Origin of the sequence: Albidovulum salinarum (genome assembly GCF_025673475.1) — a bacterium.
GTDB lineage: Bacteria > Pseudomonadota > Alphaproteobacteria > Rhodobacterales > Rhodobacteraceae > Albidovulum > Albidovulum salinarum.
Genome location: NZ_JAOVQO010000006.1, coordinates 80,345 through 104,337, shown reverse-complemented (window position 1 = coordinate 104,337; position 23,993 = coordinate 80,345). Strand labels below are relative to the sequence as shown.

Here is a 23,993-nt window from a genome sequence, read left to right as displayed (position 1 = left end):
GCAACTCGCCAAAGGGTACCTTAAAAGGAGGGGAACGGCGTGATGTTGAAGACGAACGCGAAATATAACCTCGGGCAGGTGGTGCGGCACCGCAAGCACCCCTTCCGCGGTGTCGTGTTCGATGTGGACGCGATGTTCTCCAATACGGAGGAATGGTACGCGGCGATACCCGAGGATAGTCGCCCGGTGAAAGACCAGCCCTTCTACCATCTCCTGGCCGAGAACGAGGAGAATTACTACGTCGCCTATGTGTCGGAGCAGAATCTCGTGGCCGACCAGTCTGGCGAGCCGGTGGATCATCCGGATGTCCACGATCTTTTCGGCGACTTCGAGAACGGCCGCTATCCCCTGCATTTCCAATTGAACTGAAATCGGCAAGTCCAGCCGTGAGATCACGCATGCAGCTTGCGTGCCGAGACGGGCGATTTCCGATATCATCCGGCCGCCGTCCACGCAGCTGTATCCGACGGCACGGTGGCTGGAATTTCGTTTCGAACTTGTCGTGATTGCGAGGAGAATCGCGGAGCCATACGCTTATTGCGCTACGCGTGAACAGTCGACCCGCTGTGGCCGCGTTTGGAGCGCTTTCCGGGACGTGGCGCTCTGGTTTCGACCGCAAGCGCGATCAATCGACAGGGCGGGCGCAATTGGCGAGCGTCCGATCGGGGCAGATCGCAGGATCGTTCGATTGCCTGAAGGGAGTATTTCCTATGATGCGCGAAGGCCGGGGCAAATAATTGGGCGCGCGCTTTGATCAAGGAAATTAAAGTCCTCGACGCCGCGCAATGGGTGGGGGCTGTTGAACGCGGCGCCGAGGGAAGCTTTTAGCAGCTACGAGTTAATCCTTGCTCTTCAATCGGGCCGGGATTGGGTGGATTTGCGGCATAATTGCGGCGACGATTGCGCGTCATCTCGACAGCGGAAGCCGGAACGTCAGGTAATTGCTGCCATCTTCGCGGCGATAGGCGAGGTCGGTCGCCAGCGTGCGAATGAGCGACCACCCCCAACCGCCCTCGGGGAGGTCGTCAAGTCGAGGCGGAAGGGGCCGCATGCGGCCCTCGGGAAGCGTGAGCGCAGGCATCGCGTGCCCGGAATCGACGATTCGGCAGCAGATCCATCCCGCTTCCCGGTGCAGGCACACTTCCACCTGTCCGGACGTCCGTCCGTCATAGGCGTGCTCGACGATGTTGTTGAGCACCTCGGCAAGAGCCAGTTCCAACGTGCCCGCATCGTCCCGGCTGAGGCCGCGGGCAAGCTCGGCGACCGCCTGTCCAAGTACGCGGCGAACGGTGCAGGGGTCGGCCTCGAAGCAAAGGTGAAACCCCTCCCCGGTGGACGGGGCGGAAACCCTTCCGGCCGGTTCGCGACGGGGTGATCCGGTTTCGCCGTCAGAGATCATGCCCGGCGCCGTGAAGAGCGGCCGCGACATCGGCGTGGATCGGGAACACGCTGTCCATGCGGGTCAGATGGAAGACCCGACCGACATTGGGCGTAAGTCCGGCCAGTTCCAGCCGATGCGCCGGCGCGAGGAACTTCATCACCGAAACGATCGCGCCGAGGCCGGAACTGTCGACGAATATGACGCGACCGAGGTCGAGAATGATCCGGCCGCCGGCCCCCGCTGTCAGGTCGCGCATCCGGTCCTTGAACTGGATCGCGACGGCGGCATCTATTCGCTCCTCGTCGACGTTGACGACGAGCGCCTCCGCAACGGATTCGGCAGTCAGGTTCATGGTGCAGACCTCCAACAGGTCTCTGGAGGCTAGACGCCAATCCTTACTATTCGGTATGCCTTGGACCGGAAGCGGAACCGGATACGGAAGGACCGATGATGGAAGATGTAGTGATCGCCGGCGCGGCGCGGACCGCGATGGGCGGTTTCCAGGGAGCTTTCTCGGACTCCGATGCGGCAACGCTGGGCGGTGCCGCGATCGCCGCGGCCCTGGCGGATGCCGGCGCGGCCCCCGACCTCGTCGAGGAAGTGCTGATGGGCTGCGTTCTGCCAGCCGGTCAGGGTCAGGCCCCGGCGCGCCAGGCGGGGTTCAAGGCCGGCCTCTCGGACGCCGTGCCGGCGACGACTCTCAACAAGATGTGCGGGTCGGGCATGAAGGCGGCGATGATGGCGCATGACCAGATCGCGCTCGGCACCACCGGCATCATGGTCGCGGGTGGGATGGAGAGCATGACCAACGCGCCCTATCTCCTGCCGAAGATGCGCTCCGGCGCGCGGCTCGGCCATGCCCAAGTCATCGACCACATGTTCCTCGACGGGCTCGAGGACGCCTATGACAAAGGGCGCCTCATGGGCACCTTCGCCGAGGATTGCGCTTCGGCCTTCCAGTTTACCAGGGCCGAGCAGGACGACTACGCGCTTGCCTCGCTGTCGCGAGCGCTTCAGGCGCAGAAGTCCGGCGCGTTCGATGGCGAGATCACGCCCGTGACGGTCACGACCCGCAAGGGCGAGACGACCGTCGCGTCCGACGAACAGCCCGCCACCGCGCGGCCCGAGAAGATCCCGCAGCTGAAACCCGCCTTCCGCAAGGACGGCACCGTGACGGCGGCCAACTCCTCGTCCATCTCCGACGGCGCGGCGGCGCTCGTCCTCGCCTCGCGCCGCGCCGCCGAGGCGGCCGGGCTGAAGATCCGCGCCCGGATCCTCGGCCACGCGTCGCATGCCCATGCCCCGTCCGAGTTCCCGACCGCCCCGGTTCCGGCGGCGCGGAAGCTTCTCGACCGGCTCGGCTGGTCGGTCGCCGATGTCGATCTTTGGGAGGTTAACGAGGCATTCGCCGTCGTGCCGATGGCCTTCATGCGCGAGTTCGGCCTCTCGCATGACATCGTCAATGTCAACGGCGGCGCCTGCGCGCTCGGCCATCCGATCGGCGCCTCGGGCGCACGGATCATCGTGACGCTCCTGAACGCGCTGGAAAAGCGCGGGCTGAAGCGGGGCGTCGCCGCGATTTGCATCGGTGGCGGCGAGGGCACTGCCATCGCCATCGAACGCCCATGATCTTCACATTGCCGGAGATACTGCCGGTGGACCGGGGCGCGGCAGCCCTCGGCCGGCCGCCAAGAGGAGCACAGATGAACGTCGATTATCCCACGCTCGCCGCCGTGATCGCGAGCCTTGCCGAAGGCGAGACGGACGCGGTCGCGCTGATGGCCACGGTGGCCTGCGAGGTGCACCATTCCGACGACCGCTTCGACTGGACCGGGTTTTACCGGGTCACGGCGCCGGGGATGCTGAAGATCGGCCCCTATCAGGGCGGTCATGGCTGCCTCGCGATCCCGTTCGAACGCGGCGTCTGCGGTGCAGCGGCGCGCTCGGGCGAGATCCAGATCGTCGACGACGTGGAGGCTTTCGCGGATCACATCGCCTGCTCCTCGTCGACCCGGTCGGAGATCGTCCTGCCGGTCTTCGCGAAGGACGGGCGGCTGATCGGCGTCTTCGACATCGACAGCGACCAGCCCGGCGCCTTCACCGAGGAAGACGGGCGCGGGCTTGCCGCCATCCTGAAGTCGGTTTTCGGCCATCTGTGACGCGGATCGCCGGGCGGCGCACCGGCCGGCGTGAGAACGTCGCCGCATGAGCGACACCCAACATCACCATGGCAGCTGCCTCTGCGGCGGCGTGACTTTCGAGACCGACGGCCCCTTGCGCGACGTCTGGGCCTGCCATTGCGGCCAGTGCCGGCGCACCAGCGGGCATTTCTGGGCGGCGACCTCGGCGCCGCTCGACCGGCTCCGCATCACCTCGGACGAGACGCTTGCCTGGTACGACAGCTCTGCCGCCGCGCGGCGCGGCTTCTGCCGGCGCTGCGGGGCGAGCCTCTTCTGGAAACCGGCCGGACAGGACCGCATGGCGATCGCGCCGGGCGCGCTCGACGGGCCGACCGGGCTGAGGCTCACCCGCCACATCCACACCGAGGATGCGGCGGACTATTACTCCTGCGAGGGCCCGCAGCCGGACGCGCCGGCGGCGAGGCCCGACCATCTCGACTGCGCCTGTCTCTGCGGCGGCGCGGCCTTCACGGTGCCCGGGGCGGCGGGCCCGATCACGGCCTGTCACTGCACGCAGTGCCGCAAGCTCTCGGGCCATTACGCGGCATCGTTCGACGCCGACGAGAGCGCCGCCACCTGGCGGAGCCGCGAAACCCTTGCCGAGTACCGGACCCCGGGTGACGGGCGGCGCGGTTTCTGCGCCCGCTGCGGCGCGAGCCTCTGGTTCCGATCGGCCAAAGGCGAGTTCTCGGTGGAGGCCGGGTCGGTGGTCGGACCGACCGGCGGTTGGCTTGCCGAGCATATCTTCGTTGCCGACAAGGGCGATTACTACGAGATCGACGACCGGACCCCGGGTTCGTGACGCCTGCGGTCAGAGCCTCCGGCTCGGTACCCAGGCGTAGCCGTTCTCGCACAGGATGTAGCATTCCCTGAGCCCGTGCGGCTTGTCCGTCGGCGGCTGCAGGATCGTCGCATCCGGGAAGGCCGAGGCCCGTTCGGCGGCGGCGTCGGGATCGGTCTCGTAGAGCCGGATCTCGACCCCGGCGCCGCGCGGACCGGCCTCGGGCAGAAGTGCCGGTAAGGGGTGCGCGTGGTAGGTCGGATCGGCGTGAAGCTGAAACACCTCGCCGTGATATGACATGATGGCGAAATCCCGGCTGAGCCGGTGCGCGGTCATCCCGAACACCGCGCCGAGGAAAGCCGCCAGACGCTCGACATCGCGGACGAGGAGATTGAGCCCGATGCCGGAAAGCGAACGCCCGAAATCCTCGGCCTTGACCGTCTCGTAATCCATCGGAACCTTCCTCTGCCGGACCGACGCTCGCAACATCCGAGGGCGAGGTCAATCCCGCGCGGGATTGACCGGACCCGAGCTTTCGGTCAGGGCTTTGGGCGAGCCGCAGCGGAGCGCAAGCGATGTGGGATCTGATCCAGATCTTTCCGACCCAGAGCCTGATCGCCTTCACGATGGGCGGGCTGATCCTCAACCTCGCGCCGGGGGCGGACGTGTTCTTCACCACCGCCTGCGGGCTGCAGGGCGGGCCGCGGGCCGGCGCGATGGCGGGGCTCGGGGTCGGGCTCGGCGTGGTCTGGCATGTGACGCTCGCGGTCCTCGGCCTCTCGGCGCTGATCGCGGCCCATCCCGGCGCGCTCGGGGCGATCCGCTGGGCCGGGGCGGCCTATCTCCTCTGGCTGGCGTGGAAGAGCTGGCGGGCAGCGGGGCCGGAGGGGCGGGTGCGCGGCGTGATGTCGCCCTGGCGCGCGGTGGCGCGCGGCTTCCTGTCGAACGCGCTCAATCCCAAGCCGGTGCTCTTCATCCTCGCCTTCCTGCCGCAGTTCACCGACCCTTCCTACGGGCCGATCTGGCAGCAGGTCCTGCTTCTCGGCGGGATCTTCACCTTCACCGCGACCCTGGTCACGGTCGGTTATGGTATCGTCGCGGGCGTGCTTGGCGCGCGCATCGGGGCGAGGCTCAACGCGCTTAACCGGATCGCGGCGGTGATGTTCGCGGGACTTGCGGCGAAACTGGTAACGGAGTGAGACGATGGCCGAGGTAACCCTTCTCGATGGCGGCATGGGCCAGGAACTGCTCGCGCGGTCGGGCGACAAGCCGACGCCGCTCTGGGCGACCCAGGTGATGCTCGACCATCCCGGCCTAGTGCGCCAGGTCCACGCCGATTACTTCGCCGTCGGCGCCACGGTCGCGACCACCAATACCTATGCGATCCATCACGACCGGCTGGTGAAGGCCGGGCTCGACGACCGCTTTGCCAGCCTGCACATGCAGGCGCTGGCCGAGGCCGCGGCAGCACGGGCCGAACACGGATCCGGCCGGATCGCGGGCTCGCTCGGTCCGCTTGTCGCCTCCTACCGGCCGGAGACCCATCCGCCGCATGACGAGGCGGTCGCGAAATACGCCGAGATCGCCGGACTCCTCGCCCCGGTCGTCGACGTGTTCCTCGCCGAGACCGTCGCCTCGCTTGCCCACGCGCGCGCGGTGCTCGAAGGCGCGAGGGTCGGCGGTCGGCCCGTCTGGATCTCTGTCACGGTCGACGACGAGGAAGGAGCGCGGCTGCGCTCGGGCGAGCCGGTCGCCGCGCTCGGCCCGATCGTCGAGCGCGGCGGGGCTGCGGCGGTCCTCGCCAATTGCTCCGCGCCCGAGGCGATGGCGGCCGCGCTGGAGGAACTCGCCCGCTTCGGCCTGCCCTTCGGCGCCTACGCCAACGGATTCCAGCAGATCACCAAGGCGTTTCTCAAGGACAGCCCGACGGTCGACGCGCTCGCGGCGCGGCCGGAGATGACACCGGCCCGCTATGCCGAGTTCGCGATGACATGGGTCGACATGGGCGCGACGATCGTCGGCGGCTGTTGCGAGACCGGCCCGGCGCATATCGCCGAGATCGCGCGCCGGCTGAAGGCGGCGGGGCACCGCCTCGTCTGATCCCGCAGGTGGGCGCGGACGGCGGCGGCGGAAGCCTCCGGCGGGGATAATGGGGCAGGATGAAGGGGGCTGCGCGGCGCCCGTGGCCGTGCTACCGGTGCGCCCCATGACTGATGCCGCCTACAATCCGCCCGCCGATCCGCTGAACGTGATCCATGCCGATCACGCGATTCTCGTCATCGACAAGCCCGCTGGGCTCCTCTCGGTGCCCGGCAAGGGCGAGGATCTGGCCGACTGCCTGATCGCGCGAGTGCAGATGGTCTATCCCGAGGCTTTGCTGGTGCACCGGCTCGACCGCGACACGTCAGGCGTGATCGTCTTCGCGCTGACCCGCCATGCGCAGCGCGAGCTTTCGGCCCAGTTCGAGGGGCGCAAGACGAAGAAGACCTACCGCGCAAGACTCTGGGGCCATCTCGAGCCGAAGGAGGGCAGGGTCGACCTGCCGCTGATCGTCGACTGGCCGAACCGGCCGCGCCAGCACGTCAACCACGAGACCGGCAAGCCAGCCCAGACCGACTGGAAGGTGCTCGGCCACGATCCGGATGGCACGACGCGGGTGCGGCTCATGCCGATCACCGGGCGCAGCCATCAACTGCGCGTCCACATGAGAGAACTCGGTCACCCGATCCTCGGCGACGCGCTTTATGCGGAGGGGGATGCGCGCCACTTCCCGCGGCTTATGCTCCATGCCGAGAGCCTGCGCTGCAACCATCCCGAGACCGGGCGCGGCATGACCTTCTCCGCACCCTGCCCGTTCCGGTGATCACCCGTCGGCACGAGGACGGCGAAACCCGGTCCGCGGCGCTCTATTCCGACTGCGGCGCGTATCGCTACTTGCTGCGCCGCGACTGGGGGAAGGGCGGGCGGCTTCTCTTCGTCCTCTTGAACCCCTCGACAGCGACCGAGGAGCGGAACGATCCGACGGTCGAACGCTGCGAGCGGCGGGCGCGGGCGATGGGGTTCGGAGGTTTTACCGTCGCCAACATCTTCGGCTACCGCGCCACGGATCCGCGCGAGCTGAAGCGGGCGGCCGCGCCGGTCGGACCGCATAACGACGCGGCGCTGCTCGCGGCCGCGTCGGAGGCGGCGCTGGTCCTCTGCGGCTGGGGCGTGCACGGCACCCATCTCGGCCGCGGTTTGGAGGTCGCGGCGGCGCTACGAGCGGCGGACGTTCCGCTCTGGCATCTCGGGCTGACCCGCGGTGGCCATCCACGCCATCCGCTCTACGTCGGCTATGCGCGCCACCCTGAACCCTGGCGCGAGGCTCCGGCGGAAAATGCGGAGAATTGAATCGGCTGCAGGTTTCTTGGCCCCGGCTTAAGGTTTCGGCGCTTCACTGGCAGCGGGGTGTGCCGGCCACGGGGATTGCCGGCCGCGAAGATCGGGTGGATGGCATGTTCATTTTGGCCAGCCTCGTTGGGCTGATGATGGTGGGGGCCGCGGTTGATTTCAGCGGCATATTGAGGGCGGGCGAGGATCCCGGTGCAGGCGATCCGCCGCCCGAGGACGACGACGCCTCGCAGGAGCACGGGATCGAGGGAACGCCGCTGGACCTGATCGTGTCGGGCACGGACGAGGCAGAGACCATGTCGGGGGGCGAAGGGGAGGACCGGATCGGCGGCCATGGCTATCCGCCGTCCGAGGACGACGACGCCTCGCGGGAACACGGGATCCGGGGAGCACCGCTGGACCTGATCGTGTCGGGCACGGACGAGGCTGAGACCCTGTCGGGAGGCGACGGAGAGGACCAGATCGGCGGCTATGGCGGCGACGATCTCATCGCGGGCGGAGAGGGGCGCGACGACCTTCACGGGCAGGACGGCGATGACACGCTTCTTGGCGGCGGCGGTGACGATGCCCTGCACGGCGGGTACGGCAACGACGACCTGCATGGCGAGAACGGCGATGATCTGCTTGCGGGCCACGAAGGCGACGACACGCTCGACGGCGGCGCGGGCGACGACACGCTGATCGGCGGCGGCGGCGCCGACCTGCTTCACGGTGGCGATGGCGACGATGCGTTGCAAGGCACGCTGGGCGACGACACGCTCGTCGGCGGGGCCGGGCAGGACACGCTCATGGGTGGCGATGGCCGCGACATCCTTGACGGCCGCGTGCCCAATGGGTGTGATCCGGACACCGAAGGGCGCGACTTTCTCAACGGCGGCGCGGGTGACGACACGATCCGCGTCGGAGCGGGCGACTGGGCCGAGGGCGGCGCCGGGGCGGATACGTTCGGACTCGCCGACTGGCTGGGTGACAAGGAGGGCGTCACGACGATCGGTGACTACGATCCGGAACAGGATCGGCTGGTCCTGATCTACGACCCGGCGCGGCATCCCGATCCGGAGGTTGCGGTCGGGTCGTCGCAGGAGGTGGCGGGGGCGATGGAGATACGGATCGATGGATTGGTCATCGCCCATGTTCTAGGCTATCCCGCGCTGACGCCCACCGATATCGCGCTGATGCCGGAGGATGCGAAGGGCGCCGCCTGACAGCGGGGGTATTTCCCGCTTTCCTTTTCGGGTGTTTTCCCCTATACGCGCGCATCCGCTGGAAACGGCGGGTGCACTCCACGGGCCTTGCTGGACGACATCCCGGCTTGCGCCATGACCCTTTGACACCGAAAGGAGACCCCGATGTCGATCACTGCCGAAGAAAAAGCCCGCGTCATCAAGGAATTCGCGACCGCCAAGGACGACACCGGTTCACCGGAAGTCCAGGTTGCAATCCTCTCCTCGCGGATTGCCACGCTGACCGAGCACTTCAAGACCCACGCGAAGGACAACCATTCGCGTCGCGGCCTGCTGAAGCTCGTCGCCCAGCGCCGCAAGCTTCTCGACTACCTCAAGAAGAACGACGAAGCGCGCTACGCCAAGCTCATCGAGCGCCTCGGCCTGCGCCGCTGATCGCGGATCGACCGACGGAATCGAACGCCCGTGCCGAAAGGCGCGGGCGTTTCATTTCGGGCGAGCGGGAAACCGCATTGACCTCGTGTCGTCCGGTGGTATGTCCCGGCCTCCGGCGGATGCATTCGCGGCAGGTGAAGCCGGCGCGGGACTTGAGCTCGCGCGCAACCATGAGGCCCGAGCTTCCTGCGCGGCGGTCGGCCCATCATTTCCAGCGGTTAAAGTGAGGCGTCGGCGGCCCATGCTCCCTTGGCGCATGTCCCAGCGCAAACCATTGTGATTAATGAAGGTTGGTCCACCTGGGACAGGCCGATCATCGACGCGCGGCCTGTCATGGCTCTCCGGGCGCGAGTCGGGTCGGCAATAGATCCAGGGGGTCGATTGACCGGCGATCGGCCGAGGACACGCCATCTGCTCGTCCTTTAGCCGGTACGACGGTTTGTCTATCAGTCTCGTTGTCGAAGGGCGGCACCGGCAGCACCCGTGCCGGCCGGACATCAGAATCCCAGAAGGCTCGCGCCGACCACCGTGGCCGCGCCGGCAAAGCCAAGGACGATACCGAGCGCGAGCACGGTCGTGAAGAGGCCGGCCACGACCCAGAGCCCATCGCGGGCAGTGAAGCCGAGCGACAGCAGGATGATCGAGATCGCCGGCATCGTGTTGCCGAACGGCACTGGCAGCGTCACCATCAGGCCGAGGAAAAGCACGATCGCGCCGTAGATCCTGTCGAGAAGCACCTGGCCCCAGGGCCAGAGACGCGGATGGGCGAGGCGCTCGATCCGCTGCAGGTAGGGCAGGGCGCGCTCAACTCCCCGTTGGAGCGCGGCGCGGTCGAAGCTGCGGTCGCGGAGGCTCGCCGGCAGCCAGAGCGTGCGGGCTCCGATGAGGAGCGCAAGGCCGAGGAAGACCAGCGGCAGGCCGAGCACGGTCGAGGAGCCGGGGATGATGGTGACGACGTTGATCATCCCCATGAGCAGGATCAGGGGCGCGAGCCCGCGCGACGAGAGATGGCCGATGAGTTCGCCGAGCGTGAGCCGCGGAGCGGGACTGGACACCGCTTCGACGAGGACCTGCGACAGGGGCTTCGGCTCGCGGAACGGGCCGTGGGGTTCTTCGCCCATGTCCGGAAAATGAACGGGCGCGTTCATCGGGGGGCGGGTCCGCGCTGGGCGGAGGGGCGGCGCATTTCACTACCTCGTGGACGCCGGAATGCCGCCGCCGGTGATCGGGGCGGGTGGGGCTAGCGATCTAGATGGGGCGCCGCCCCGGCGCGTCAAGGGCGCGTGCCGGGGCGGCGGCGGGTTTCGGCCGGCCGCTCAGGGCCGCTTCGTCGCGGGCGCGCCGCCCTCGAACCAGTTGGGCCTCGCGTAGTCGCAGGGCGCCTCCTGCATCTCGAGGTGCAGGCGCGTCCCGGTGTAGGGATGGGCGCGCGCGAGATCCTCGTCGAACTCGATGCCGAGACCTGGGGTGTCCGGGACGATGACGTAGCCCTCTTCCCACTTGATCGAGTTCTTTATGAGCTTGAGGTGGAAGGCGCCGCCGGTCTCGATCGTCTCCACCATAAGGAGGTTCGGGATCGAGGCGCCGAGCTGGATGTTGGCCGCCCATTCCACCGGGCCGGCATAGAGATGCGGGGCCATCTGGGCGGTAAAGACCTCGGCGATGGCGGCGAGCTTCTTCATCTCCCAGATCCCGCCGGCGCGGCCGAGGGCGGGTTGCAGGATGCGGGCGCCGCCGGTCCTGAGCACGGTCGCGAACTCGGCCTTGGTGGTGAAGCGCTCGCCGGTCGCGACCGGGATCCGCACCGCCTTCTGCACCTCGGCGAAGTCCAAGAGGTTGTCGGGCGGGATCGGTTCTTCGTACCAGAGCGGCCCGTAGGGCTCGATCGCCTGGGCAAGCCGGATCGCACCGGCGACGTTGAACTGGCCGTGGGTGCCGAAGAGGAGGTCGGCGCGGTCGCCGACCGCCTCGCGGATCGCCTTGCAGAAGGCGGCCGAGCGCGAGATGTCGGACTGGCTGGGATCGTGGCCGCCGCGGATCGTGTAGGGGCCGGCGGGGTCGAACTTGACGGCGGTGAAGCCCATGTCCGCGAAGCGTGCCGCCGCCTCGGCGGCCATGTCGGGGCTGACCCAGAACTCGGCCGTCTCCTTGCCCGGCTCGGGGTAGAGATAGGTGTAGGAGCGCAAGCGCTCGTTGATCCTGCCGCCGAGGAGCGCGTGGACCGGGCGGCCTCGCGCCTTGCCGATGATGTCCCAGCAGGCGATCTCGAGCCCCGAGAAGGCGCCCATCACGGTGAGGTCGGGGCGCTGGGTGAAGCCCGAGGAATAGGCGCGGCGGAACATCAGTTCGATGTTTTCCGGGTTTTCGCCGGCCATGTGGCGGTTGAAGACGTCGGTGATGACGGCCTCCATCGCCTTGGGCCCGACCGAGGAGGCGTAGCATTCGCCGTAGCCGGTGATGCCGTCGTCGGTGGTGAGCTTGGTGAAGATCCAGTAGCGGCCGCCCCAGCCGGGGGCGGGGGGGGCTACGGTGAAGATCTCGAGGTCCTTGAGGCGCATGTCCTGTCCTTTCTGGCGTGGCGGGGGGCTTCGCGCCCCCCGGGCCCGGGCGGGGCCCGGGCCTCCCCCGCGGGGTATTTCGGCAATGAAGAAATCAGAAGATGAGTACGTTTCGGCGGGCGGCTCCGGATCTGGTGTCGGCGATCGCCTCGTTGATCTCGTCGAGGCTGAAGCGGCCCGAGATCAGCTCGTCGAGCTTGAGCCGGCCCTGGGCGTAGAGATCGGTGATCCAGGGGATGTCGCGGGCGAGCACGGTGTCGCCCATGAGCGAGCCGGTCATGCTCTGTCCGGTCGCGGCAAGGATCACCGGTTCGTAGGCGGAGGTCGCGCCGGAATGCGGCATGCCGACCGCGACCATGCGCCCGCCGGGGGCGAGGAAGCGCGGCGCGGTGTCGTAGGCGGGGATCGCCCCCACGGTGACGAGCACCGCGTCGGCGCCGCGCCCGGCGAAGCGTTTCGCCTCGGCCCAGGGTTTCGGATTGGTGGCGAGGACGCCGTCGGTGGCGCCGAACTCGATCGCGGTGGCGAGTTTCTCGGCGTTCATGTCGACGGCGATGATGCGCGCGGCGCCGGCGAGCCGGGCGCCCTGGATCGCATTGAGGCCGACGCCGCCCGCGCCGATCACCGTCACCACCTCGCCGGGGCGGATGCGGGCGGTGTTCACCGCGGCGCCGAGCCCGGTGATTGCGCCGCAGGAGAGAAGCGCGGCGGCCTCCATCGGGATGCCAGCGGGCAGGGAGGCGAGCTGGCTTGATTGCACGACGACCCGTTCGGCGAAGGCGCCGCAGTTCAGGCCCTGTTCGAGGGGCTTGCCGTTCCAGCTCAGCGGGCTTTCGGTGCCGGGGGGCGTTGCGCAGTGGACCGGGCGGCCGGTGGCGCAGGGCGCGCAGGCCCCGCAGGCGCGGATCAGCGTGACGAGGACGGGGTCACCCGGCGTGTAGGCGACAACACCGGGGCCGGTGGCGCTGACCCGGCCCGCCGCCTCGTGGCCGTAAACCGCGGGCAGCGCGCCGCCCCAGCCGCCATCGATATAGGAGATGTCGGAATAGCAGATCGCGCAGGCGTCGAGCGTCACCTCGACCTCGCCGGGGCCGGGCGCGCGCAGATCGACCGTCTCGACCGTGAGCGGTTGGCCGAATGCATGGCAGATGGCGGCGCGGATCTGGGGCATCGCGGTCTCCGTTCGGGGTCAGGCTACGGGGTCGGCGGGTGCGGATTCGCGCGAACGCGCGACAAGGATGATGACGCAAACGACCACCAGCGCGGCGGCGAGCAGGAACGGCGCGCCGGGGAAGTAGGGCGCGGCGCCGGGGCGGGTGAACCACGAGAAGGTCCCGGTCATCAGCATCGGCGAGAGGATCATGCCGACGGCCGTCAGCGAGGCTATCACGCCCTGCAGTTCGCCCTGCTGGTCGTCGGGGGTGCCGTTCGACATCAGCCCCTGCATCGCCGGACCGGCGATGCTGCCGAAGGCGGCGATGGCGGTGAAGACGATGGCGGCGGAGCCGGAGGTGACGAAGGCGAAGAAGAGGCAGGCCGCGAACTCGATCCAGAGGCCGTAGAGGGCCGCGCGGCGCTCGCCCACGGCGCGGATCACCGGGCCGATGGCGAAGGCCTGCACGAGCGTGAAGAAGAGCCCGTAGACGGCGAGCGAGACGCCGATCATGAACGGGTCCCAGTCGAACCGGGCCTTGCCGTAGAAGGCCCAGACCGATTCGTAGACATGGAGTGCGACGTTGTAGACGAGGTAGAGCGCGAGGAGCCGGCCGAGGCCGGGCAGCCGGCCGATGGCGCGGAACGAGGCGAGGGGATTGGCCCGCGCCCAGGAGAAGGGGCGGCGGATCCGGTCGGTCACCGATTCCGGCAGGACGACGAGGCCAAGGACGAGATTGGCGGCCGAAAGCGCCGCCGCGCCCCAGAAGGGCGCACGGATGCCGAGGGTCGAAAGCAGGCTGCCGAGGAACGGGCCGGCGATGAAGCCGAGCCCGAAGGCCGCGCCGATCAGGCCGAAGTTCTTCGCGCGGTCTTCCTTCGGCGAGATGTCTGCCATATAGGCCGAGGCGGTGGTGTAGGTCGCCGCGGTGATCCCGGCGACGACGCGGCCGACGAGCAGGAGCCAGATCGTGCCGGCGACCGCCATGATCGAGTAGTCCACCGCCATCACGCCAAGCGCGGTGAGCATGACCGGCCGCCGTCCGTAGCGGTCCGAGAGGTTGCCGACAACGGGGCCGAAGAGGAACTGCATTACCGCGAAGGAGGTGGCCAGAACCCCGCCCCAGAGCGCCGCATGCGAAATGTCGGCGCCGGTCACCTCGGCGAGGAGGTCGGGCATGACGGGGAAGATGATGCCGATGCCGATGGCATCGATCATCACGGTCATCAGGATGAAGATCAGCGCGAGGCGGTTCTGCATGGGGTGTCCTGCCCGTCGGGCTCGGACACGCTAGCGGACGCCGCGCGGCGGGGAAAGGCGGGAATTCCCTGCCGCAGGTTCGAGTCGGGGCCCGGTGTCGCCCCCCACCCCCATCCCCTCCCCACGAGGGGGAGGGGAGGCGTTTCAGCCGGGTGTGTCGCCGTCGGGGCGGAGATTGGGCCGGGTCCGGGCGATCTCGTCGAGGCGCCGGGCGAGGAGCGCGGGCGCCGAGAGAAAGGGAGAATGGCCGGTCGGCAGGGCGCTGACATGGGCAGGGGGAAAGCCGGCGCTCATCGTCGTCTGGTAGCCGGGCGGGATCGCGTGGTCGTCGTCGCAGCGGATGTAGTGCTTTTCGACCGAGGGCCAGTGGTGCAGCTGCGGTAGCGCGGTCGATTGCGGCGCGATCGGCTCGGGGCAGAGCCGGGGCAGCGTATCTGCCAGCGCCGCCTCTGAGTAGTCGTGGAAGAAGGTGGTACGCGCCTTCTCCGGGTCGATCCGGTAGCTGATGCCGTCGGGATCGGCGTGGACGGCGCCGGCGAGAGGCTGGCTCGGCCCGGCGCGGCGCATCTCGATCATCGAGAGGCCGGGGGCGGGGACGTAGGCGCAGAGATAGACGAGCCGGGTGATCTTGTGGGGCGCGCGTTCGGCCGCGAGCGTGATCGGGTAGCCGCCGGCGGAATGGCCGACCAGCGTCACCGGCGCCTCGATAGCGGTGAGGATCGTCTCGGCATAGAGGTCAAGCGTCGCCGCCGCCGCCGGAGTCGGGTCGTCGCCGTGGGCGGGCAGGTCGATGGCCTTCGCGTCGTGACCCAGGGTGGCGAGTTCCGCGATCACCTCGCGCCAGCACCAGGCGCCGTGGCAGGAGCCGTGGATCAGGAGAAAGCGCGCCATCGTTCAGTGATGGCCGATCGCGTTAAGGAAGCCGGTCAGGAGCGTCGCGTATTCGCCCGGCTTCTCGACCGGCGGCAGGTGACCCGCGCCGCGGATGAGCTCGAACCGGGCGCCGCGGATCAGGCCCGCGGTCTCGCGCACGAGGTCGGGCGGGGTGGCACCGTCCTCCGAGCCGGCAAGCACCAGCGTCGGCAGCGTGAGGCCCGAGGTCGGCGTGATGAAATCGGTCCCGGCGATCGCGGCGGCGGTGCCGGCATAGCCCTCGACCGGCTGGCGGGTCAGCATGTTGCGCCAGCCCCGCAGCTCGGGCGTGGCGCGGAACGGCTTCGAGAACCACCGCTCCATCAGCCCGTCGGCGATCGCCTCGATCCCGTCCTTGCGGACCGTCGCGATGCGGTCGGCCCACATCTGCTGGGTGCCGATCTTGGCCGCGGTGTTCGACAGCACCATCGCGCGCAAGAGATCCAGCCGCTTCACCGCGAGCCCTTGGGCGATCAGCCCGCCGACCGAAAGCCCGACGAAGACGCAGTCGCGCACCCCGAGCCCGTCGAGCAACCGCTCGGCATCGCGGACGAGCGTGCCCATCCCGTAGGGCCCGGCCGGGCAGGAGGACAGCCCGTGGCCGCGCTTGTCGTAGCGGATCAGCCGCAGCCCCTGCGGCAGGCGTGGCACGAGCTTGTCCCACATCCGCAGATCGGTGCCGAGCGAGTTGGCGAAGACCACCGGCGCGCCGGCCGGGTCGCCGTCCTCGCGCCAGTGGAGCTGGATGTCTCCGAGATCGAGAATGTTCATCGCGTGCCTTCCGGGGTTGCTCCGGCATCCTGCGGCGGCAGGGTGGGATCCACAAGACCGCGCCGGCCTCGCTGCGGCGGGGATTTGCGCCGTGGCCGTGGCAATGCTACCAGTTCGGCGGGACGGATATTGGATATGGTGTGATTGATCATGGCCGGTCGGAACCTGCGACGGGTGCTGTTTCGGCTGCACGCCTTGGTCGGGCTGAACCTCAGCCTTCTGTTCGCGCTCAGTTTCGTGACCGGGACGCTCCTTCTCTTCTCGCCGGAACTGACCCTTGCCGGCCGGCCGGACCTGTGGCTGGCCCGCCTGACGCCGCCCGAGCAGACCACGTTCGGAGCGGCATACGACAACATACGGAAGGCCGATCCCGGTACCGAGATCTTCATCATGCGGCGCTCCGAGCGGCCCTGGTTCGGCGACATCGCCTATGTCAAGGACGCGCGGGACCGGCCGCGGATGGTCTGGACGGATCCGGCGGACGGGCGGGTGCTTGGTTCGGGTGGCGCTGGGCTGGCGGCGGCACGCAATGCGATCCGCGAGATCCATGTCAACTACCTGACCCGGTGGAGGCCGGCGGAGGTCGCCGTGACGGCGCTGTCGGTCGCGCTCTTTTCAATGCTGGTCACCGGGCTCGTCACCTACCGCCGGTTCTGGAGGGGAATGCTCCGCCGGCCCGCTGCGGGCGGAGATGCCCGGCTGCGGATGGGGGCATGGCATCGGCTGGTCGCGGTCTGGGTTTGGCCGTTCCTGCTGATCGTCAGTGTGAGCGGGATGATCTTCCTGCTCGACCGGATCGGAGTGCGCCCGCGGCATCCGCCGCCCGGCGCGCTCGCTGTGCGCGCAGAGCGGCTGCCCGCCGGCTTCGACGGCCACGACCTCGATCGGCTGGTGGCCGCCGCCGAAGCGGTGGTGCCGGAACTGGTCGCGACCCAGATCACGCTTCCCGGGCTGCCGCGAGAGCCGCTCGCGGTCGTGGGCCATATCGCGGGCCGGGGGGCGATGTTCGGTCCGGCCGAGGTCCGGTTCGATCCCGCGACGATGGGGATCGTCGCGCGCGATCTGCCCGAGACCGGCAATGCGATGGCCCGGATCCTTCCGGTGGCGATCGGCGTTCATTATGGCAAATGGGGCGGATTCGTGTCGATACTCGTCTGGGTGGCATTCGGTCTCGGTGCGGTCACGCTTGCGGTAACCGGCATGAGGGTCTTTATCGCGCGACTTCGTCCGGCGCGAAACGACCGGTCCGCTGGCGGTCTGGACGTGTTTCTTGGTGGGCTTGGACCTGTAAAATGGGCCTATGCGGCACTCGCCGTCACGATGGCCGCAATGGCGCTTATCCACGCGATCTGAGGGTTTCCGCGGTGGTGCGTACCCGGCGGCTCCGGTAGATGCGGTCAGTCGAAAGCGATTCGCGCCACGATTGAGCCGCGCGCGGATTTTTGGCCGTATCTCCGGAATTGTCGTGTCGTCGCGTCGGGTGAAAAAAGAGTAAAATCAATCACCCTTGGGTTCCGTCGCCGTTGCGCCAATGTTGCGCCAAAATTCGGCCTTTTTCATCCTGTGAACAATTGTTCTCAGGGGATGTTGTTACGTTCTTTTGTACGAGTTGTGCCGGCGTTGGGATGCGCCGGGCGTGACTTTTACATTGGTACGACCGCAGAAACGTGGGGAACGATTTTAAAATGCAAGCGCAACTTGAGGCGGAAACCCCTGTCGATCAGGAAGACTTCGTGGACGAGCTGTCGGCGGGCACGAAGCTTCTGAACGGCCAGTACACGATTTCCCGCTTTCTCAATCACGGCGGGTTCGGCATCACCTATCTGGCCAAGGACAGCCTCGACCGCGACGTCGTGATCAAGGAGTGCTTCCCGGGCGCGTTCTGCCGGCGCTCGAACACCATCGTCGGCGCCCGCTCGCGCGCCCACCAGGCCGAGTTCCGCTCGATCGTGCGGCTCTTCGTGCAGGAGGCGCGCAACCTCTCCAAGCTCGCTCATCCGAACATCGTCGGCGTGCACCAGGTCTTCGAGGACAACGACACGGCCTACATGGCGATCGACTACGTCAACGGTCGCGATCTGCTTGCGATCATCGAGGATCCGGAGGTCGAGTTCGCCCCGACGCGGATCGTGTCGATCACGCGCAGGCTTCTGGACGCCGTGGCCTTCGTGCACGCCAGTGGCCTCCTGCACCGCGACATCGCGCCCGACAACATCCTCATCAACGGGGCCGGCGAGCCGATCCTGATCGACTTCGGCGCTGCGCGCGAGGAGGCGACCCGCGCCAGCCGGGCGCTCTCGGCGCTCCGGGTCGTCAAGGACGGCTACTCGCCGCAGGAATTCTACATCGCCGGCAGCGAGCAGGGGCCGTGGAGCGATCTCTACGCGCTCGGCGCCTCGATCTACCACGCGATCGCCGGGGAGGCTCCGGCCAACAGCCAGGTGCGGCTCGCCGCCATCGCCGAATCCAAGCCCGACCCTTACGTGCCGCTCGCGGGGCGGTTCCCGGGATACCCCGAGGGCTTCCTCGGATCGGTGGACCACGCGATGAACGTGCTGCCGCGCAATCGCATCCAGTCGGCGGGCGACTGGCTGTCGCTTCTGGACGGAGCGGCGGTGGCGTCGGCTTCGGCGGCGGCTGCGGCGATCGAGGCGGCGGTGGCCGGGATGGTGGCCGAGGCCGGTCAGCAGGACGTGGCGGATCCGCAGGACGAGCCGCAGGAGAAGAAGGAACAGGCCTCGGCGCCTCAAGACGGCGCCGGGCGGAAGGAGGCGTCGGCGCCTCCGGCGACCGGGAAGACGGAGGTGGCGGCACTTCGGCCGACCGGGCGAATGGAGGCGGTCGCGCCTTCGCCGACCGAGCGCAAGAGCCGGCGCGGCTTGATGCTCGGCGCCGCGGCGATCGCGATCGTGGCGGCGGTCGGCGTCGCGATGACGATGACCGGCCCGGAACCCGCGGCCAAGACGGTTCCAGCTGCGCCCGGGGTGGCGGAGACGCCTGCGTCGGAGACGAAGACGGCGACCGAGGCAAAGGTGGCTGAACCCGTGGCAGTTACGACAGCGACCACCGAGAGTGCTGCCACAGAGAGCCCGGTAATCGAGACCGCTGCCACCGAGGGCGCGGCGGCGGAGAGTGCGGCGGCGCCGGTGCGCGCCGAACTCTCCTACGCGGTCTGGGATGTGTCGCTGCCCTTCGCGTCCGAATACCGCGTGATCGGCACCACCCGGTTCGCGCGGCTGACCGGCGTGAACGAGGGCGTCGACCCGGCCCTGGTCGGCGACTGGATGGTCGACGGCGCCATGATCTTTGCGATCAACGGCCGGCCGATCTCGATCACCAACGATCTCGCGGCGCAGGTGCTGCGCGACATCACGGTGGGCAAGGACGGAATGGCCCACGCCGAGCTGCGGATCAAGACACCGGGCGGGGCGAAATACCAAAGCGTGGAAATCGCGATTCCCGCCGTGCGCCGGGTCGGCCTGGCCGATGCGACGAGTCTCGAGAGCCGTCTGGTCGACGGCGCGTGGAAGACCGTCGCGGTTGGAGTCACCGAGGGTGCTACGTCCAAGCTGCACGACGGCGATGTGCTCTTGCGCGAGGTATCCACCAACACGCGGTTCGATGCCGCGGATTCCGCCGAGCGTCTGATCGAGAAGCTCGCTGGCGGCGAAACCACGGAGGCGACGCTCGAAGTGCAGCGTGGTGGCCAGACGACGACCGTGACGATGTCTCTGGCGCCCGCGAGTTGAGCCGGTGCGGTGACCCGGAGCCGTTTCTTTTCAAGTACTCCCGCGGATGTCGCCGCGACCTGACACATCAACCCAGAAGGCCGAGACAATGAAGATAAGACCACTGCAAGGACTCGGAGACCGCGGCTTCTCCTTCGATCTCGTGTCGCGGCGCAAGGCGATGCAGGAGCGCGCTGCGGAGCCCGCACCCGAACCCGCGCCGGCATCCGAGCCCGAGCCAGCGCCGGTGGTTGCCGCCGAGACGCCCAAGCCGGCCGCGTCCAACACCGGGCAGGTGGAAGCCTTCGAAACGCTGATCCTGCGGCGCCTGTCGTCGGCCATGCAAACGGCCGAGACCGCGCCGCAACCCGTCGCCGCCCCGGTCAAGGCTTCCGAGGTCCGGCCCGCGGCCGAGGTCGCGCCTATTAGCACCCCGGCGCCTGTCGCCCCCTCAGCTCCGACTGCCGATCCTGCCCCCGCGGCTGCGGCCGTGGATTCCGAGCAGGGGTCTGCGCCGCGCCGTTCGAGCCGGGTCAAGACGACCTTCCTCGGGTTCGACCGCTCCGGCGGGCGCGTGGCGGAGCTGTTCGCCGAAGGCGCCGCCAGCGCGCCGGTGACCGGCCGTTCGGAATTCCCGTTCGGATGGGTCGTGGTCGTCAAGGGGCCGGGGCGTGGCGCCTCGTTCACACTGCAGGCCGGCGTTTCGCAAATCGGGCGCGGCGACGACCAGGCGATCCAGCTCGATTTCGGCGATACCAACATCTCGCGCGCCAACCATGCCGCGATCGCCTTCGACGACGAGGAGCGCAAGTTCTATCTCGGCCACGGCGGCAAGGCGAACATCGTCCGGCTGAACGGCAAGCCGGTCCTCTCGACCGAGCACCTGCAGGACGGCGATCTGATCCGCATCGGTGAGACGACACTCAGCTTCGTTGCCTTCTGCGACGAGGATTTCACTTGGGCTGATCAGTAAGAAAGTAGCTTGTTCAATGCGTTATGATGTAGCCACCGCGCTCCACAAGGGCCAGCGCGATTACCAGGAAGACGCCGTGGCGGCCCGGTGCGCCGCCAATCGTCCGATCGGTTTCGCCGTTCTCGCCGACGGAATGGGCGGCCACGCGGCGGGCGATATCGCCAGCGCCATCGTGGTAGAGGAGATGTCGCGCAGCCTTGGCGACCGGTTAGAGCCCGGCGAAGTCAGCGACGATGATATCCCCTCGATCCTGCATGAAGCCGCCACCAGCGCCAACGCGTCGATCGCTTCTTATGTGGCGCAGAACCGCGACGTCGCGGGGATGGGTACGACACTCATAGCGCCAGTCGTGCACGAGGACCGGCTGCACTGGATCTCGGTCGGGGACTCGCCGCTCTACGTCTTCAGCGAAGAGGGCCTCCGGCAGATCAACGAGGACCATTCGATGGCGCCGCAGATCGACCTGATGGTGCGCACGGGTATGATGGACGCCGAAACCGCGCGCAACCATCCTGACCGCAACTGCCTGACCTCAGTTCTGATGGGCAGTGCGATCCCCCGGATCGACTGGGGCAAGGCACCAGTAAAGCTTGTGCCTGGCGACATCGTGATCGCCTCGAGCGATGGGCTGCAGTTCCTCACCGACGAGGAGATTCAGGACATTGTGAGCAGGTTGCGCACCGAAAGCAGCGCTGTTCTCGCGCGGGCGCTCGTCGCCTCGGTCGAGTCCCTCGGCGATCCCGACCAGGACAACATCTCGGTGGCCGTGATCAAGATCAGTTAATGAGTGAACCCGCCCGCGTGTGGCGGCGTTCAAACGAAAACCCAACAGGCAGGACAGGCGGCCGGTTTGCCGGGCGGGGTCTTCCTGCGCAAAAAAAGGCCAATGCATGGATAACGGAACCCTTCGCAAGACCCTCGCAGCCGCCTGTCTCGCGGTGGTTGCCGTGCCGTTCGGCGTCTCCGCGCAGGAAGCGTGCTCGCGCTACACGGTGCAGCCCGGCGACACGCTGTCGAGCATCTCCCGAACGGCCTATGGCGACTACAACTTCCAGCGGATATTCAATGCCAACCGTGACACCATCGGCGGCAATCCCAACCTGATCGAAAAGGGGACGATGCTCGAGATTCCGTGTCTCGACGGTCAGGTCGCCGCCGATGCGGAGAGTGCCGAGCCGGCTGCGCCAGCGACCGCGGAAGTGGTGGAGGAGGCCGAACCGGCGACCGAAGTCGCGGCCGAGGTCGCAACGGAGCCCGCAGCGCCGGCAACGCCTGCAGTCGCGCCGCTGGAGAAGATCTCCTTCATCACCGGCGACGACTATCCGCCCTTCGCCGACGAGCAGCTTTCCGGTGGCGGCATCATCACCCAGCTCGTGCGGACCGCCATGGTGCGTGCCAACAGCGGCGCCGATGTCTCGATCGCCTTTGTCAACGACTGGGGCGCGCATCTCGACACCCTGCTGCCGAGCGGTGCCTTCGACGCGACCTTCCCGTGGAGCCTGCCGGACTGCAGCAATCTCGGCGTCCTGACCGCGGCCGACGCCTACCGCTGCACCGATTTCGCGCACAGCGAGTCCTTCTACGACATCGTCGACGGTTATTTCGCGATGAAGGGCAGCGGGCTTGAGGACGCAAAGAGCTTCGACGCCTTCCGCGGCAAGCGGATCTGCCGGCCTGACGGCCATTCGCTGGCCTGGCTGAGCACCGCCGGTCTTGCCGAACCCGAGATCACGCTGGTTCGCCCCGTCACCGTCGCGGAGTGTTTCTCGGCGCTCGCCGCGGGCTCGGTCGATGTCGTTCACATCGAGGTCCAGGTCGCGGCCGAGGCGCTCGACGCGCTCGGGCTCAAGAACGAAGCCATCGAGAACCCGAACCTCGCCCATATCAAGACGCTGCGTGTCTTCGTCCACAAGCAGAACCCGAACGCGGACGAGATCATCGCCACCATCAATTCCGGTCTCGCGATCATGCGCCAGAGCGGCGAGTGGTACGACATCGTCTCCGCCGGGCTGCTGGAGCAGGCCCGCAAAGTCGCACCCAAGTCCTGATCACCCCTCAACTCATCGAAGGGTCTGACCCTTACCCAGATACCAGCACAGGAGAATAGCCCGTGAAAATCCAAGCCACATTCGTCAAACTGGCCGCCACCTGCGCCGTTGTCGCGATCATGTCCCCGGCCGCCTTCGCGCAGGAAGCCTGTACCAACTACACCGTCAAGGATGGCGATACGCTCGGCACCATCGCCAAGGCCGCCTACGGATCGCTCGACTACCAGATCATCTTCAACGCAAACCGCCAGATCCTGGGCTCCAATCCGAACGGGCTCGAGCCGGGCACCGAGCTCGTGCTGCCCTGTGAGGACGGCCGTCTGACGGCCGACGCCCCGGCGCCGTCGATCGAGCTTCCCGAGGCCAGCTCGACCGGGTCTTCGAGCGGCAGCAGCGTCGGCGCCTACCGGCCGAAGGTGAAATTCGTCTCCGGCAACGACTGGAGCCCCTTCGCCGATGAATCGCTGACCGGCGGCGGCATCGCGGTGCGCCTTGCGACGACTGCGATGCACCGCGGCGGCAACGACCGCGAATACACCGTCAACTGGGTCGACGACTGGGATTCGCACACGACGGCGCTGCTGCCTTCGGGCGCGTTCGACATCGGCCTCGCCTGGTACATGCCGAACTGCGAGAAGATCGGGATGCTGTCCGAGTCGATGGCCAAGCGCTGCACCGACTATGACGCATCGCTGCCGCTATACGAGCCGGTTTCGGGCTTCTACGCCAAGCCGGGCAGCAAATACGCCACCGCCAAGGCCTATGCGGACTTCGAAGGCGCGCGGATCTGCCGGCTCGAAGGCTACTACACCTTCGACCTCGAGGAGCAGGGTCTCGTGGAGCCGACGATCACCATGGTGCGCCCGGCCAAGCGCGAGGAATGCTTCGAAGGCATGATGTTCGGCAATATCGACATCGTGGCGATGGAAGTGCAGTCGGCGGCCGACGTGATCAAGACGCTCGGGATCGAAGCCGAGGTGGTCGAGAACCCTTACCTGTCGTCGGTCATGACGATGGCGGCGCTGGCCCACAAGTCGAACCCGTTCGGCCGCGAATACCTCGCGATGATCAACCGCGGCCTGACCGAAATGCGCGACACGGGCGAATGGTATGACGTCATCTCGGGGACGCTGCAGGAAGTGAACGAGCGCTCGGCGTCGAACTGACCAATCGGCCGCGGACCGGTACCGGTCCGCGGCACATCACCGTCACGCGATGGCGGCACCTGCCCGTCGGCCC

The 23,993-nt window shown here is 67.9% G+C and carries 25 protein-coding genes; 16 read left to right on the top strand and 9 right to left on the bottom strand.

Annotated elements, in window-relative coordinates; genetic code table 11:
* Positions 1-42 precede the first annotated feature (42 nt).
* Complete coding sequence (gene hspQ / locus OEZ60_RS07855) at positions 43-369, top strand: heat shock protein HspQ (RefSeq protein ID WP_263334829.1); 327 nt, start codon at positions 43-45, stop codon at positions 367-369.
* A 538-nt stretch (positions 370-907) separates the two neighbouring features.
* On the opposite strand, the gene OEZ60_RS07850 is transcribed toward hspQ, so the two are convergent.
* A complete protein-coding gene (locus OEZ60_RS07850; RefSeq protein ID WP_263334828.1) occupies positions 908-1,429 on the bottom strand; it encodes an ATP-binding protein in 522 nt (173 codons plus the stop codon).
* Positions 1,389-1,733 carry an STAS domain-containing protein gene (locus OEZ60_RS07845; RefSeq protein ID WP_263334826.1) on the bottom strand — a complete coding sequence of 115 codons (345 nt, stop codon included), beginning with the start codon at positions 1,731-1,733 and terminating at the stop codon, positions 1,389-1,391. Before OEZ60_RS07845 ends, OEZ60_RS07850 begins: the two co-directional genes overlap by 41 nt.
* 98 nt (positions 1,734-1,831) lie before the next feature.
* On the opposite strand from OEZ60_RS07845, the gene OEZ60_RS07840 reads away from it, so the two are divergent.
* The 3 genes from OEZ60_RS07840 to OEZ60_RS07830 all read left to right on the top strand — a co-directional run bounded on the left by OEZ60_RS07840 (position 1,832) and on the right by OEZ60_RS07830 (position 4,363).
* Positions 1,832-3,010: a thiolase family protein gene (locus tag OEZ60_RS07840; RefSeq protein ID WP_263335053.1), complete on the top strand. Its 1,179-nt coding sequence runs from the start codon at positions 1,832-1,834 to the stop codon at positions 3,008-3,010.
* A 74-nt stretch (positions 3,011-3,084) separates the two neighbouring features.
* Complete coding sequence (locus OEZ60_RS07835; RefSeq protein ID WP_263334824.1) at positions 3,085-3,540, top strand: GAF domain-containing protein; 456 nt, start codon at positions 3,085-3,087, stop codon at positions 3,538-3,540.
* Between the two features lie 46 nt (positions 3,541-3,586).
* A complete protein-coding gene (locus OEZ60_RS07830; protein ID WP_263334823.1) occupies positions 3,587-4,363 on the top strand; it encodes a GFA family protein in 777 nt (258 codons plus the stop codon).
* 9 nt (positions 4,364-4,372) lie between these two features.
* On the opposite strand, the gene OEZ60_RS07825 is transcribed toward OEZ60_RS07830, so the two are convergent.
* On the bottom strand, positions 4,373-4,795 hold the full coding sequence (locus OEZ60_RS07825) for a VOC family protein (protein ID WP_263334821.1): 423 nt from the start codon (positions 4,793-4,795) through the stop codon (positions 4,373-4,375).
* 122 nt (positions 4,796-4,917) lie between these two features.
* Here OEZ60_RS07825 and OEZ60_RS07820 point away from each other — a divergent pair, with 122 nt between their 5' ends.
* From OEZ60_RS07820 to rpsO, 6 genes are all read left to right on the top strand, one after another.
* Positions 4,918-5,541: a LysE family translocator gene (locus tag OEZ60_RS07820; protein ID WP_263334819.1), complete on the top strand. Its 624-nt coding sequence runs from the start codon at positions 4,918-4,920 to the stop codon at positions 5,539-5,541.
* A 4-nt stretch (positions 5,542-5,545) separates the two neighbouring features.
* A complete protein-coding gene (locus OEZ60_RS07815) occupies positions 5,546-6,442 on the top strand; it encodes a homocysteine S-methyltransferase family protein (RefSeq protein WP_263334818.1) in 897 nt (298 codons plus the stop codon).
* Positions 6,443-6,548: 106 nt separating this feature from the next.
* A complete protein-coding gene (locus tag OEZ60_RS07810) occupies positions 6,549-7,205 on the top strand; it encodes an RluA family pseudouridine synthase (protein ID WP_263334816.1) in 657 nt (218 codons plus the stop codon).
* The gene (locus OEZ60_RS07805; RefSeq protein ID WP_263334814.1) at positions 7,202-7,732 is read left to right on the top strand and encodes a DUF1643 domain-containing protein; all 531 of its coding nucleotides are present in this window, start codon (positions 7,202-7,204) and stop codon (positions 7,730-7,732) included. Before OEZ60_RS07810 ends, OEZ60_RS07805 begins: the two co-directional genes overlap by 4 nt.
* Before the next feature lie 104 nt (positions 7,733-7,836).
* Complete coding sequence (locus OEZ60_RS07800) at positions 7,837-8,937, top strand: calcium-binding protein (RefSeq protein WP_263334812.1); 1,101 nt, start codon at positions 7,837-7,839, stop codon at positions 8,935-8,937.
* A gap of 144 nt (positions 8,938-9,081) precedes the next feature.
* The gene (rpsO, locus tag OEZ60_RS07795) at positions 9,082-9,351 is read left to right on the top strand and encodes a 30S ribosomal protein S15 (protein WP_263334811.1); all 270 of its coding nucleotides are present in this window, start codon (positions 9,082-9,084) and stop codon (positions 9,349-9,351) included.
* Positions 9,352-9,848: 497 nt separating this feature from the next.
* Here rpsO and OEZ60_RS07785 read toward each other — a convergent pair whose 3' ends face one another.
* From OEZ60_RS07785 to pcaD, 6 genes are all read right to left on the bottom strand, one after another.
* Entirely contained in the window at positions 9,849-10,472 is a 624-nt protein-coding gene (locus tag OEZ60_RS07785) for an exopolysaccharide biosynthesis protein (RefSeq protein WP_263334809.1), read from the bottom strand.
* Between the two features lie 195 nt (positions 10,473-10,667).
* The gene (locus tag OEZ60_RS07780) at positions 10,668-11,909 is read right to left on the bottom strand and encodes a mandelate racemase/muconate lactonizing enzyme family protein (protein ID WP_263334807.1); all 1,242 of its coding nucleotides are present in this window, start codon (positions 11,907-11,909) and stop codon (positions 10,668-10,670) included.
* Between the two features lie 94 nt (positions 11,910-12,003).
* Positions 12,004-13,080, bottom strand: coding sequence for a Zn-dependent alcohol dehydrogenase (locus tag OEZ60_RS07775; protein WP_263334806.1), 1,077 nt, complete (start codon positions 13,078-13,080; stop codon positions 12,004-12,006).
* Positions 13,081-13,098: 18 nt separating this feature from the next.
* Positions 13,099-14,322 (bottom strand): TCR/Tet family MFS transporter, encoded by a 1,224-nt coding sequence (locus OEZ60_RS07770; protein ID WP_263334804.1) that lies wholly within the window; start codon positions 14,320-14,322, stop codon positions 13,099-13,101.
* A 144-nt stretch (positions 14,323-14,466) separates the two neighbouring features.
* Positions 14,467-15,213 carry an alpha/beta fold hydrolase gene (locus OEZ60_RS07765; protein ID WP_263334803.1) on the bottom strand — a complete coding sequence of 249 codons (747 nt, stop codon included), beginning with the start codon at positions 15,211-15,213 and terminating at the stop codon, positions 14,467-14,469.
* A 3-nt stretch (positions 15,214-15,216) separates the two neighbouring features.
* Positions 15,217-16,005 carry a 3-oxoadipate enol-lactonase gene (pcaD, locus tag OEZ60_RS07760; RefSeq protein ID WP_263334801.1) on the bottom strand — a complete coding sequence of 263 codons (789 nt, stop codon included), beginning with the start codon at positions 16,003-16,005 and terminating at the stop codon, positions 15,217-15,219.
* Positions 16,006-16,155: 150 nt separating this feature from the next.
* Here pcaD and OEZ60_RS07755 point away from each other — a divergent pair, with 150 nt between their 5' ends.
* From OEZ60_RS07755 to OEZ60_RS07730, 6 genes are all read left to right on the top strand, one after another.
* Positions 16,156-17,358, top strand: coding sequence for a PepSY-associated TM helix domain-containing protein (locus tag OEZ60_RS07755; protein WP_263334799.1), 1,203 nt, complete (start codon positions 16,156-16,158; stop codon positions 17,356-17,358).
* Between the two features lie 332 nt (positions 17,359-17,690).
* Complete coding sequence (locus OEZ60_RS07750) at positions 17,691-19,754, top strand: serine/threonine-protein kinase (protein ID WP_263334797.1); 2,064 nt, start codon at positions 17,691-17,693, stop codon at positions 19,752-19,754.
* An 88-nt stretch (positions 19,755-19,842) separates the two neighbouring features.
* A complete protein-coding gene (locus OEZ60_RS07745; RefSeq protein ID WP_263334795.1) occupies positions 19,843-20,706 on the top strand; it encodes an FHA domain-containing protein in 864 nt (287 codons plus the stop codon).
* A complete protein-coding gene (locus OEZ60_RS07740) occupies positions 20,666-21,490 on the top strand; it encodes a PP2C family protein-serine/threonine phosphatase (RefSeq protein ID WP_263334793.1) in 825 nt (274 codons plus the stop codon). The genes OEZ60_RS07745 and OEZ60_RS07740 overlap by 41 nt, the downstream gene beginning before the upstream one ends.
* A 106-nt stretch (positions 21,491-21,596) precedes the next feature.
* The gene (locus OEZ60_RS07735) at positions 21,597-22,754 is read left to right on the top strand and encodes a LysM peptidoglycan-binding domain-containing protein (RefSeq protein WP_263334792.1); all 1,158 of its coding nucleotides are present in this window, start codon (positions 21,597-21,599) and stop codon (positions 22,752-22,754) included.
* 62 nt (positions 22,755-22,816) lie between these two features.
* Positions 22,817-23,920, top strand: coding sequence for a LysM peptidoglycan-binding domain-containing protein (locus tag OEZ60_RS07730; protein WP_263334790.1), 1,104 nt, complete (start codon positions 22,817-22,819; stop codon positions 23,918-23,920).
* Positions 23,921-23,993: the final 73 nt, after the last annotated feature.